Here is a 14,314-nt window from a genome sequence, read left to right as displayed (position 1 = left end):
TCATGACGCAAGGTCTAGAGCACATTTATCGCGAAGTATCTGCTGGTCGACTTTCGCAACGCGAGGCCCTCGAGCGTGTCCGCGAATTCAGGCAGCTAGCGACAACCCGCGCGACCAAAAGGATGGCGATCCTGCAGGTCGCGCCGGTTTGGGAACGGTCGAGGCAGCCGGCGTATGCACAGGTGGCGTCTTATGCCGAGCATCATGTGCTGGTCCACGGATTGCCGCACATCGACCACGCCGAGCTCAGGGGACAGCTATATGGTGAACCCGCCATTCAGCGATTGCGCGACGATGCGGCGCTGGGGCTGGGTGGGCAATACCGCTCGGTAGCCACGGCCTTGTTCGAAACGCTGCGCGGCGTGCTGGTACGCAAACCGCAAGGCCTGGCGTTGGTGCAACTGGTGGTGGCCGACGACGCCTCGGCCGGGATTTTTGCCGGTCTTGCCGGCCTGATCGAAACCGCTATGCTGGAATACCCCGATGTATTGGCGCAAATCGTGTTCGTCGCCCCCAGTCTGGCGACGGACGAACTGGTTCGGCAACTGACGGCAAGCGCCGTCGAGCCGCGGCAACGCGTACTGCGTTATGTGGACGGCGCGCGCGATGTGCGCCGTTGGCGAGAGTTGGCGGACACCACGGCCGCTGCGCCGGCCTGCTTCTTCAAGGAACACGGCGTTTATCTTATTACGGGTGGCCTGGGTGGACTGGGCATGCTGGTGGCGCGCGAAATCCTGGCCCAGACCGGCCATGCCCGAGTCGTATTGTGCGGGCGCGCCGCGCCGGACGCCGTGCGCTCCCGGTTGGAGACGCTGGATGGCGACCGCGCCGCCTATCGCCAGGCGGATGTCAGCGATACGGCGTCCACTCAGGCGCTGATCGACGGCATCGTTGACGATTACGGGCAACTCGACGGTATCGTGCATAGCGCAGGCGTTTTGCGCGACGAGTTCATTATGCGCAAGAGTCAGCAGCAGTTCGAAGAAGTGCTGCGTCCCAAGATCGCCGGCACAGAGAACCTGGACTTGGCCAGCCGCGCGTTACCGCTGGATTTTTTCTTGTTGTTTTCTTCCATCGCGGTATGGGCGGGCAATGTAGGCCAGGCCGACTACGCCGCGGCCAACGGATTCATGGACGAGTTTGCGGCGTTTCGCAATGCGCAGGTCGCAGCCGGTGCGCGGCATGGCCGGACGGTGTCGATTGCCTGGCCGCATTGGCTAGATGGCGGCATGAGCATCGACGCCACCAGCCTGGGCCAGCTCGAGCAGCGTACGGGCCTGCGCTCGATGGCGACCGCCGATGGCATGCGGGCGCTGCACCACGCGCTCGCCGCTCGCCACGACCACATCATGGTGATGCATGGCGATGCGGCACAGATACGCCGGGCCTTGGATGGCAGCGTGATCGAGCCGCCGCCTGTACGTACACCGCCCATGGTGGCTGAAGTCGGCGATTTGTCAGTGCGCACTCGCGCGTATTTGCGCGAGGCGTTCGCGAATGTGCTGAAAATACCGCTGCAGCGCATCGAGACCAAGGCGCCGCTGGAGAACTACGGTATCGACTCGATCCTGGCCATGCGGCTGACCAGCCATCTGGAAGCGAGTTTCGGCGCGTTGCCGAAGACGTTGTTTTTCGAATACCTGAGTATCGAGGAGTTGGCCGGCTACTTCGTGCGTTCGCATGCCGATACGCTGGCTGGCCTGCTCGCCGTCAGTAGCCAGCCAGCGGCATCGAAGCTGACCGCGATACCGGAAACGCCATTGGTGCCGGCCCGTGCCGAGGGCGCTAACGCGCCTGTTGCGCGCCGCCGCCGTTTGCGCCGCGCGGAGGCTGTCAGTCGGAATACGGCATCGCACGCGCGGGTGTCGGGCGGCAGTGTCTCGGACACCGGCGCACCTGGACAAACCATGCGCGCGGCCGTGCTGGAGCCGATCGCCATCGTCGGTTTGTCGGGCCGCTACCCCGAGGCATGGGATCTGGAAGCTTTCTGGGTCAATCTACGCGATGGCAGGGATTGCATTACCGAGATTCCCGCTCAGCGCTGGGACTGGCGCGATTACTACAGCGAGGATCGCACGCGTGACGGCGCTCATTTCAGCAAATGGGGCGGCTTTATCGAAGGCGCGGATGAGTTCGATCCGCGATTCTTCAATATCTCGCCGCGCGAAGCGCGCACCATCGATCCGCAGGAAAGACTATTCCTGCAGCATGCCTGGATGGCGATCGAGGATGCGGGCTATACCCGCGCTCGCCTGCAGGTCGCCGATGCCGGCGGTTCGTCAGGGCAAATCGGCGTCTACGCGGGTGTGATGTACGGCGAGTACAACTTGTCGGGCAGCCTGGCCAGCATCGCGAACCGCGTCTCGTATTTCCTGAATCTGCACGGCCCTAGCCTGACGCTGGACACCATGTGTTCATCCTCACTGACGGCCATCCACCTGGCGTGCCAGGATTTGCGTCTGGGTCGCACCAGTCTTGCCCTGGCGGGCGGGGTCAATCTATCGATTGATCCCAGTAAGTATTCCATGCTGAGCGGTGGACAGTTCATTTCGGGCGACGGCCACTGTCAAAGCTTTGGCGAGGGTGGTGACGGCTATATCCCGGGCGAGGGCGTGGGCGTGGCTGTGCTCAAGCGCCTGAGCGATGCCCAGCGCGATGGCGATCACATTTACGGTGTTGTACGTGGTAGCGCCCTCAATCATGGCGGCAAGACTAACGGTTACACGGTACCCAACCCGCGTGCCCAGGCCGATGTCATCCGGCGCGCGCTGGTCGAGGCGGGCGTGGATGCCCGTCAACTCAATTACATAGAAGCCCACGGCACAGGGACAAAGCTGGGTGATCCGATAGAAATCGCCGCGTTGAGCAATGCCTTTCACCAGTCCGCGCCACAAATCGAAGGCCAGACGGGGATTTGTCTGGTGGGGTCGGCCAAATCGAATATTGGCCATTGTGAATCGGCTGCAGGCATTGCCGGCGTAACCAAGGTGCTGCTGCAAATGAAGCATGGCCAGATCGTGCCGTCGCTGCATTCCCGTCGCCTGAATCCCAACATCGATTTCTCTAGCACGCCTTTCGTCGTCGTGCAGGATTTGCAGGTTTGGCCCGCGCCGGTGATCGACGGTGTTGCGCGTACCCGGATGGCGGGTATTTCTTCCTTCGGTGCGGGTGGGTCCAATGCGCATGTCATCATCGAGGAATACCAGACGCCGGAGGTGACGGCTCCGGTGCTGGCCACGCCGTTACTGGTGCCCTTGTCGGCGCGTACGGCTGATCAGTTGATCCGTCGTGTGACTGACCTGCTGGTCCTCATCGAGCGCGCCGGGCAGGCGCCAGACCTGGGTTCGCTGGCCTGGACCCTGCAGACAGGGCGCGAGGCCATGGACGAGCGTGCGGTCTTTATCAGCGATTCGATCGACCATCTGTTGTCGCAATTGCGCGCCTTCGTGGCCGGTGAAGCCACTGGTGGCGCGGTCTTCCACGATCAGGTCAGAAAGCACAGGGATGCTGTCGCGGAGCTGGCCGATGATGTCGCCTTTGCGGGTGCATTGGCGACCTGGCATGCCGAACGCAATCTGACTAAGCTGGGCGAGCTTTGGTCGCGCGGCGTGGAGTTGAACTGGCAGGACCTTGCCGGCGGCGCACCGCCGCGGTTGATGAGCCTGCCCACCTATCCCTTCGCACGGGAATCATACTGGCGGGAGCGGCCCGTGGTGGCCGGATCGCGCTCGCAGGTGTTGCATTCCCTGGTGCACGCCAATACGTCGGATCTGACCCGGCAGTGCTACCAGACGTTCTTGCGCGGCGCCGACCCGCTGCTGGTGACTGATGCCAATGGCCATCAGATTTTGCCGCCGCTGGCCATGCTGGAAATACTGCGTGCGGCAGTGGCGTTGTCGGTACCGCGGACGTCATCGGTCGCGTGTTGGGAGTGGCGCGATATCCACTGGGGCGAGCCGGTAAGCGTGGCGGGAGAGCGTGCGGTTTGCGTCGGCCTTTTTCCCCGCGCAGATGATGTTGTCGACGTCGAGATCTACAGCGGCGAGGGGGGCACCGATACCGTTCACGCTCAGGGTCGCGTGGCGCCCTATGAGGGTGCCGCTGCGGCACGGATTGAACTCGAGCGCATGAAAACCGGACTGCATCCCATGGGCGACGGCGCCTGGATGGGAGATGGCCAACTGGTCGTGGAAGAACCGCTGGCGGGGTCTGCCCATGGCGCGGACCGGGACATGATTCTGACGCCGGCGATTTGGGCCAGTTTGATGAAGTGGACAGCGCAACTCGTCGGCAAGGACGTGCAGCCGTTGGCATTGGATTCCATGCGAGTCTGGGCTAAATCCGGCGGGGCATCGGTACTTGTCCTGCGCACGATCGGCTGTGGCGAATTCGACGTGCAGATATGCGATGAAGGGGGGCATGTATGGGCGCAATTGGGCAGCCTGCGCATGGTGACTGTCGATACCGAGGCTGTCGTAGCGACCGTCGATGCGGCGGCCGTTGATACCAAGACAGCCGGCGCGGCGCCAATCGTCGCAACCGCGGTCAACTTTGCGCCTGCCAACCGCGACGCCGTAACCATTGATCCGCCAGACGCCGCTGTCGATCCCATGCCGGCCCGGTCATGGGCGGTGACACGGGACGCGACACCTCGCTCCACCTCGCCAGGCGCCAAACCGATTGCCGTGCGTTTGGGGGCGGCGCACGTCATCTCGCCGCGCCTCGCCAGCGTCAAGCCTGTAACGCAACTGCATGCGCCGTCGTCGACATCGGCGTCGCACGACCTGAACAGTACCTCCATCGCGGTGAGTGCGCATGAGCAAGCTCCCGGCATTGTCATCATCGACATTCACCAAGCACTGCGAGCGTCGTTGGACGCTCTGCGCCAGGCGGTGCTGCACGTAAACCGGCACTCCAGCCTGAAGACCGTGCTGTTGATCGGCCGCCATGCTGCTGCGTGGCAAGGAGACAGGGATTGCGGCAACGCGGCTGTCCGCGACGCGCTGTATGCAGCCCTGATGGCGCTGCCGTGTCCGGTCATTGCCGTCACGCCGCAGGGCGCGTCGGGCAGCGGCTTGCTGCTGGCCGCGATGTGTGACTTCCTGCAGGCAGGCGCAGAGGCAATCCATGGTTTTGTCGATGTCAATGGTGCCTATCTGCCTAGCCAGGCGGAAGACCGTTATTTGCGCGAGCGCCTGGGCGATGCCGTGGCGGATGAACTGCTTTACCGCAGCGCGCCGTGCAGCGGCCGCCAGTTGAATGAACGAGGCTGGTCTTGCCGGGTGGCGCCGGGCACTCAATGCGTAGACGAGGCGCTCGCCTTTGCTGCCGTCCTGGCAAAAAAGCCACAGCGTGCCCTGCACTTGCTCAAAAACCATCTGGCGCGCGACCTGAGTCCGTTGGCAGCGGTTTTTAGCCCCTATCAACCGGATCGGACAAGCGCTGTTGGCGGCCAAGTCATCGTCGTTCGCCTGGGCGACGATGCGACGCAGCTGTCACAGCTCGCGCAGATAAATGCGGTGTTCGATCGATTGGCGACGCAACCCGGCAATACGTCAGTCATCATCCTGGTTGGTGGTCTCCGTGGTTTCCTCCCCGAACTGCAAAGCCAGCAGGCCGATCCCGACGCGTTCATCGACTTGCTGTCGCGACTGCAGGCCGCGCCAGTGCCCGTGATTGCGGCGTTGGAAGGCGATGTCGAGGGCCTGGCCTGGCTGTTTGCCCTGGCTTGCGACGCGGTCGTTCATAACCGGCATGCGCGTTATACGGTGACGTCCGCCTGGTCTGGCCGGGCGGCGCGTCACGTCGCGGCCTTGGGCGCCATGCGCCTCGGCGCGCCGCTGGGCTATGAAATGGCTCTGTCCGAGCGCGCGTACGAGGGGTCGGAGCTGCCAACACAGACGGTTTTCTTGCGGATGGCGGAAAAAGCGCAAGTCGTGGTGCGGGCCCAAGAATTAGCGAGTCATTGGACCGCTTGGCCACGGGCCGCCCTGACGGGCTGGAAGCAGGCCCAGGCGCAGCGCTATGCCGCGCTGCTGGCCGCATTGCCAAGCTTCGCCTTGCACGAGCACGCCAGCGCGGTGGTGGCGCCGGCGACACATTCTGCCGCGTTGGCGCATAACATCGCCTTGGCCTCATCCGTGGTCAGTGTGCAAGCCTATGCAGACGGCGTGGTCGTCGTCACATTGGCCGATCGTGCAGCCAAAAACATGTTCTCACCGGATCTGATTGCCGGCTTGTCGGAAGCCTTTGCGCATATTGCCGCCATGCCCAGCTACAAGGCCGTCGTGCTGACCGGCTTCGATAGCTATTTCGCCACCGGTGGTACGGTCCAGACGCTGTTGGCGATTCAGGAAGGTCAGGCGCAGTTCACGGACGAGAGGATCTTCCAGGCGGCCATGGATTGCCAACTGCCCGTGATCGCAGCCATCCAGGGCCACGCTATCGGCGGTGGCTGGTCTTTCGGCATGTTTGCCGACGTGGTGCTGTTGTCCGAGGAGAGCCGCTACCTCAGCCCTTACATGGATTACGGCTTTACGCCGGGCGCCGGTTCCACCCTGATGCTTCCCGCAAAAATGGGGTATGACCTGGCTCGCGAAACGCTGTTGTCGGCCCAGGAAATCTCTGGGCAGGAACTAAAGGCGCGTGGCATTGCCTTGCACGTGCTGCCGCGCAAGAATGTGCTGGCTGCGGCGGTTGCGCTGGCCAGGCACTTGGCGTGCCGGCCGCGCGAGGCCCTGATCGCGCAAAAAAGGATGTGGACCGATGTCCTGCGCCAGACGCGCGAGGCAGCGTATCGCCAGGAATTGCTCATGCACGAGGAAACCTTCGTGGGCAACACGGGCACGTTGACGACGATACGGTCCCGTTTCGGCGATACCGATGCCGTCAACGCGCCCGTCGCGCCCGTCGCGCTCGTGCCTCGTGAGACGGTGGCCTCCGGGTCGGAAATCCGCGAAAGCCTCAAGATCATGCTGGCGCAGGAATTGTTCCTGCAGGCCGACGAGATCGAGGACGACACACCTTTCATCGATCTTGGGCTGGACTCGATTACCGGTGTGACATGGGTGCGCAAGATCAACGAAACCTACGGTACCGGCATTGCGGCGACCGAGGTCTACAGCCATCCCACGCTAGGTGAAATCGCAGGCTTGGTCATGAGGGCGATGCAGGCCGCTGGCGAGCCAGAGGGAATGCCCATGGCGGCTTCTGTGACTGTCGCTGCAAAGGAAACCGCATCGTCGCCCGTAGCTGCCAAGACAAGCGCTCCGCTCGCGACAAAACGCCGCCTGGCGTCATGGCGCGGTCAGGCCCAAGCCGCACCACGCTTGGTCAGCCAGTCGGTGGTCGTGCCGCCGCATGCTCCCAAGCCTATCCCTCAGCGGTCCGATTCGATGCGCGCGCCCATTGCCATCATCGGCATGGCCGGCCAGTTCGCCCAGGCGAAAAACATCGACGAGTTCTGGCAGAACCTTGTCCAGGGCCGAGATTGCATTAGCGAGATACCCGCCACACGCTGGGATAGCGAGACCTACTACCGTAGCGGCCTCGCCGCTCCTGGCAAGACCAACAGCCGTTGGTTAGGGGCGCTGGAAGAATACGATTTGTTCGACCCGCTGTTCTTCAGCATCTCGCCTACCGAGGCGGAAAATATGGAGCCGCAACAGCGTGTGTTCCTGCAAACCTGCTGGCATGGCATAGAGAATGCGGGCTACAGCCCAGGTTCATTGTCAGGGCAATTGTGCGGTGTGTTCGTCGGTTGTGGGCCCAGCGAATATCACCAGATCGCCCCTACACAGCAGCTTAGCGCGCAAGGTTTTACCGGCGCCGCCAGTTCGATTCTGGCTTCCCGGATATCGTACTTCCTGAACCTGCGCGGCCCGTGCATGGCGATCGAGACGGCGTGCTCGTCTTCGCTGGTGGCCGTCGCCAACGCGTGCGACAGCCTCAATACGGGCGGCAGCGACTTGGCCCTGGCCGGCGGGGTGTACGTGATGGCGGGGCCCGCCATGCACATCATGACGGCGCAGGCGGGCATGCTGTCCGTAGACGGCCGCTGCTTCAGCTTCGATCAGCGCGCCAACGGCTTTGTCCCTGGCGAAGGTGCCGGCGTCGTGGTGCTCAAGCGCCTGGCTGACGCCCAGCGTGATCACGACCGGATTCTGGGTGTGATCGAAGGCTGGGGTATCAATCAGGACGGCAAGACCAATGGCATGACCGCGCCCAACCAGGCCGCCCAGTCGGAACTGCTGCAGTCGGTCTACCGGCGTTTTGATATCGATCCCGCGCAGATTCAGTTGATCGAGGCCCATGGCACGGGTACCAAGCTGGGCGACCCGATAGAAGTGGCCGGCCTGAAGGCGGCATTCGGGGCTTTCACCCACAACAACGCTTATTCCGCGCTGGGTTCTGTCAAGAGCAATATCGGCCACTGCCTGACGGCTGCCGGTATCGCGGGCGTGATCAAGGTCGTGCAGGCCTTGCGCCACCAAACACTGCCGCCCACCATCAACTACCAGCAGTGCAATGAGCACATCCAGCTCGATGGCAGCCCCTTCTATATCAACGACCAGCGCCGCGCATGGGACGTGGCGCCGGGGCAGCGCCGCCGCGGTGCGGTCAGTGCTTTTGGATTCTCTGGCACCAACGCGCATTTGGTGCTGGCCGAAGCGTCAGCCACCGTTGCGACACGGGCACCGGTGAACGTGCTTACCGAAGACGGCAAGCTGATGATCCCGCTGTCGGCGCGTACCGAGGCTCAATTGCGGCAGAAAGCGGAGGATTTGCTGGCGTTCTTGCGCCGCCACCCCGAAACCAGCCTGACCGATATTGCCTATACCTTGCAAGTTGGCCGGGATGCCATGGGCGAGCGTCTGGGCTTGTTGGCCGGCTCTGTCGACATGCTGGTGACGCAGCTACAGGCTTTCGTATCCGGCGAGCCGAATGCGGCGGGTGTTTACCAAGGCCAGGTCAAGCGCAATCGCGACGAGATCAAGCTGATCGCGCAAGATGAGGAAATGCAGGAGATGGTGGTCGGCAAATGGCTGGGCGAACGGCGCTTGTCCAAGTTGCTGGCGTTGTGGGCGAAAGGCCTGGCCTTCGACTGGAGCCGTTTGTACGGCGCGGACAAGCCGCAACGCATCGAATTGCCCAATTATCCGTTTGCCAAAGAGCATTATTGGCTAGTGCCGGAAATCCCGACGGCCTCGAGCGCATTGGTTGCCGGGCACCGCCAGGTCGCTGTGAGGCTGGCAGCGAACCTGCCAGTAAGCGAGGTCGAGCCTCAGCCTGAAACCGTCATGATGACGCCGCGCTGGGACGTCATGCCGGTACCAGACGAAGCCGCAGTGGCCATGGATCTTCCAGTTCTGGTCATTGGCGCGAATGCGCAGCAGCGTGACCTGCTGGAGAGCCACCATGGCGTGCAACACCTGCACTTCATCGATATTGCGATCACCGACGATGTGGTTGCGATCGCCGACAAACTGCAGCAGGCGGCGTTCGATCGACTGATCTGGATCGCCTCGGCGCACGAGGTAGCGACGCTGGCAGAGGAAACTCTGATCGAGGATCAGGAACGCGGCATTATGCAGGTGCTGCGCATCGCCAAGGCCCTTGTCGGCATGGGCGACGAGAAGCGCGATCTCGTGTGGGACATGATCGTCGCCAACACCTTACCGGTGCGCCAGGGAGAAAGCCTGAATCCCACGCATGCCGGCCTGCAAGGGTTTGCGGGCTGCATGACCGAAGTCTATTCGCACTGGAAAATCCGCCTGTTCGACCTGCAGGCGTGGTCGCAGCCGGTGGTGGCTGCCATGGATCGCCTGCCGTTGCGTGGCCGCAATGCCTGCTATGCCTTGCGCGGCAGCGAATGGTTCGAGCAACGATTGATCCCTGTCGACCAGATGCCGGAAGACGCACCGACTTATCGCCAGCGCGGCGTTTACGTGGTCATCGGCGGTAGCGGCGGATTGGGCAATATCTGGACGCGACATTTGATCCGTCATTACGACGCCAGCGTTGTATGGATAGGCCGTCGTCCACGCGATGCAAGCATTCAGCGGCAAATCGACGAGATTTCCAGACTGGGTCGTACGCCCGAATACATCCAGGCCGACGCCAGTCAGTTGCTGCAAATGCAGGCGGCTTATCAGCAGATCAAGGCGCGCCATCCGGCCATCCACGGCGTCGTTCATTCGGCGGTGGGGACCTTCGACCAAAGCTTGAAGACCGTATCGGAAGCCGATTTCCGTTCCATATTGTCAGTGAAAATAGATGCCTCGGTGCGCATTGCCCAGGTGTTCGACGGGGAGGCCTTGGACTTTGTGCTGTTCTTCTCGTCCAACGCTTCGTTCGTGCGTGGCGCCGGGATGAGTGGTTATTCGGCGGGCTGCACCTTCAAAGATGCGTTTGCGTTGCAACTGGGCCGTCAATGGCCGGGCAAGGTCCAGGTTATCAACTGGGGATACTGGTCGGTCGGCGCCGGAGAGGCCATGACCGACGCTATGAAGGCGTATTTCCACGAAACTGGTTATCGACCGCTGGATCCGGAACAAGGCATGGCGATCCTGGATCACGTGTTGGCCAGCACGCTGAGCCAGGTATCAATTACCCGCAAATTGCCGCAGACGGTCGAGCCCCTGTCTTACCCGAGTGATCGCATTAGCGACTACGGTGCGACGCCCGGAGTCGCCATGCAGGAGGTGGCCGACGCGATCCGTAACATCGATTCCCGTACTCGCTTTCGCCATATTGCGGCGAACGAGGGGCGACAGATGGAGCCCCTGCTGGCGCGTTTGTTGCGCGGCATACTGGCTGCCACGCCCAATATTTTGCCAATCTATGAGCGCTGGCTGAGCGCCAGCCGCGCGTTCATGCCGATCGAGCAACCGGAAACACTCAGTTTGCCTCAGCTCTGGCAGGCCTGGGAGGATGGGTTGCGCGAGTGGACCCGCGATCCCGGCGCCAAGGAACTGGCGCTCTTGGTCGATCTCGCCATGCGTGCGTTGCCGGACATTCTTGTCGGCCGACGCAAGGCGACCGACGTGCTCTTTCCCAATTCCTCGCTGGAATTGGTCGAGCGGGTATACAAGACCGAGACCGTGGGCCTGGCGTACAACCATAGCCTTAGCGATACGCTGGCCGCTGCGGTGCGTGCGCGGGTCGAGGCCGATCCGCACGCGCATCTGCGCATGCTGGAGATAGGCGCGGGTACCGGAGCCAGCACGGTTGGCATCATCGCTGCGCTGCAGCCGTGGCAGGCGCAAGTGGCGGAGTATTGCTATACCGATTTGTCCAAGGCTTTCTTGTTCCATGCGCAGCAGCACTATGCACCGCGCGCCCCGTATTTGCGCACACAACTCTTCAACGTCGAGCAACCCCTTGCGGGTCAGGATGTGCAACCCGGAAGCTATGACTTCGTCATTGCGGCGAACGTCGTCCATGCCACTAAGAACGTCCGCAACACCTTGCGCAACGCCAAGGCGCTGTTGCGCCGCAATGGCGTCCTGCTGCTCAATGAAATCAGCGAGAAGTCGCTGCGCGGCCACGTTACCTTCGGCCTGCTCGATGGATGGTGGCTCAACGAAGACTGCGAGGTACGGATTCCCGGCTCGCCAGGACTGTACCCGCAAGCCTGGCAGCGCGTGCTGGAGGAAGAGGGCTTTCACAGTGTGCAGTTTCCGTGCGCGCCGGTGCACGCGTCGGGGCAGCAAATCGTGGTGGCATTCAGCGATGGCGTGGCGCGACAGCGGCGGGCACAAAAAGAGCAACCACGAGCGATGCCTGCCTTGGCCGTTGAACAAGTTCAGGCGGTGCGGTATGCGCCTGCAGTGGGGAGCGAGCTTGCCGTTGATGCGCCGCAGACGGACGAGCAATTGCTGGCGCTGACCGTTGGTTTTTGCAAGCAGCTGATCGGCAAGGCGCTGAAAATCGAGCCTGCGCTGATAGACGCCACAGAGCCGCTGGAAAGTTATGGCATCGACTCCATCATCGTCGGCCTGGTCAACCAGCAACTGCAGCAGCATTTTGACGACGTGGGCGCCACCTTGCTGTACGAAAATCAAACCGTGGAGGCTCTGGCGCGTCATTTGCTCAATACGCAACGCGACGTTCTGAACGGTTTGTTTGGTACCAAACCGCAAGCGCCCAGCGCTGCGCAGACGCCGGAAGTCCAGATCGCACCGGAGCCGGTGCCGACGCCCGCATTCGGTACGTCGACGGTCATTCCCGCAAGCGTCGAGCCTCCCGTTTCCCCAACCCTGTCCGCACCATCACACGCGCCGCACAGCAAAGGGATCGCTATTGTAGGCATCAGCGGCATGTATCCCATGGCGGATTCGCTAGATGCGTTCTGGGAAAACCTCAAATCGGGCCGGGATTGCATCACTGAAATCCCGCCGTCGCGCTGGTCGCTGGAGGGGTTCTACGAACCTGACGAGCGCATCGCTGTCGCCGAAGGCAAGAGCTATTGCAAATGGGGCGGCTTCATCGATCGATTCGCGGAGTTCGATACGCTGTTCTTTGGTATACCGCCACGCGAAGCACTTAACATGGATCCGCAGGAGCGTTTGTTCATGCAGACTGCGTGGGCGGCGCTGGAGAACGCCGGCTATACGCGCCAGGCATTAAAGCAGCAGTTCCAGGGCCGGGTGGGTGTGTTCGCCGGCATTACACGGGTAGGCTATAACCTGTACCGCATGGCGCTGGGCGAGCAAGAGCGTTTCTGGCCGCGGACGTCCTTCAGTTCGGTGGCCAACCGCTTGTCGTATTTTCTGGACATTCACGGGCCCAGTCTGCCGGTGGACACCATGTGTTCGTCGTCATTGACCGCCATACACGAGGCCTGCGAGCATATCCGCCACGGCGACTGCGAGATGGCTCTGGCTGGCGGCGTCAATCTTTATCTGCATCCGACCAGCTACATCGACATGTCGTCGCAGCACATGCTGTCCGGCGACGGTCGCTGCCGTAGCTTCGGCGAAGGTGCCAACGGTTTTGTGCCGGGCGAGGGCGTGGGCGTGGTGCTGCTGAAGTCGCTTGACCGCGCGCTGGCGGACGAAGACATTATTCATGGCGTGATTCTGGCAACACAGGTCAACCATGGCGGCAGAACCAACGGCTTTACGGTACCTAACCCTGTGGCGCAGGCAGATCTGATACGCCGGGCGCTAGACAAGGCAGGCGTTCACGCCCGGGACGTCAGCTATATCGAGGCCCACGGCACGGGTACCGATCTAGGAGACCCTATAGAGATTGCCGGCCTGCAACAGGCCTTCGGCGACGCCACTGGGGACAAAGGTTTTTGCCGCATCGGTTCGGCCAAATCCAATGTGGGTCATCTGGAGGCCGCCGCCGGCATCGCGGGGCTGACCAAGGTCTTGTTGCAGTTCCGACATGGCCAGATCGTGCCCAGCCTGCATGCCGCACAAGCCAACCCGCATATTCGGTTCGAAAAAACCCCCTTTGTCCTGAATCGAGAACTCATGGACTGGGAGCAGCCGGTGGTCGACGGCCAGTGCAAACCGCGCATCGCGGGGATTTCCTCGTTTGGCGCTGGTGGGGCCAATGCCCATGTGATCCTGCAGGAGTTTGTGCCCGATCGCGTGGACCAGGCGCGGACCAAACCGGCTAGCCCACGTGTGACGGTTGTTCCGCTGTCGGCGAGAAGCGACGAACACTTGTGCCAAAAGGCGCGGGAACTCGCCGCATTCCTCGACGCGAACACCCGTCTCGATCTGGACGAGCTTGCCTATACGCTGCAGACAGGACGCGAGGCCATGGAAGTGCGGCTGGCCATTGTGGCTGACAGTGTGGACGTCTTGCGTCGCCGGTTGCGGGCCTTCGCCAACGGCGAGCATGCCGCAAATGGCGTCCATTGCGGCACGGTGCCGCACAGAAAGGATCGCGTCCTCGTACCGACGCCCGACGACTTGCAGGCGATAGATGAAGGTGTACGCAGGGGCGAGTACTCGCGCGCGCTCGCGTTGTGGGTACAAGGCGTGGCATTTGACTGGCACAAACTTTATGACACCACCAGGCATGGGCGCCGCATCGAACTGCCGACCTATCCCTTTGCCCGGGATAGCTACTGGATCGACAGTGTGGCCGGACATGGCGTCGCGTCGCCCACGCCGGCGCCGAAACCAGCAGTCGAACCTGTGCCTGAACTCGCCGACAGCGTGCGGGTAATCGAGGACATTATTAGCCGTATCGATGATGCCTCGATGGATGCCGCCGAAGGCGCGCAATTGCTCAGAAAGCTTGTCTGAAAAGACGCTGGCAGCCTCTCTCGCGCAGGCGCGGTCGGGGGGGG

At 62.3% G+C, this 14,314-nt stretch carries 1 protein-coding gene; it reads left to right on the top strand.

Going from position 1 to position 14,314, the window contains the following annotated elements; genetic code table 11:
- Positions 1 to 2: 2 nt before the first annotated feature.
- On the top strand, positions 3 to 14,270 hold the full coding sequence (locus ACNAZS_RS18835) for an SDR family NAD(P)-dependent oxidoreductase (protein ID WP_415792030.1): 14,268 nt from the start codon (positions 3 to 5) through the stop codon (positions 14,268 to 14,270).
- Positions 14,271 to 14,314: the final 44 nt, after the last annotated feature.

Source organism: Bordetella tumulicola, from assembly GCF_965138755.1.
Lineage (GTDB): Bacteria > Pseudomonadota > Gammaproteobacteria > Burkholderiales > Burkholderiaceae_B > Bordetella_A > Bordetella_A tumulicola.
The sequence above is the reverse complement of the archived record's forward strand: the minus strand, read 5'-3'. Positions and strand labels throughout refer to the sequence as shown.

Coding starts and splice junctions, on each gene's coding strand:
- ACNAZS_RS18835 (WP_415792030.1), top strand. CDS start 3: ATGACGCAAGGTCTAGAGCACATTTATCGCGAAGTATCTGCTGGTCGA.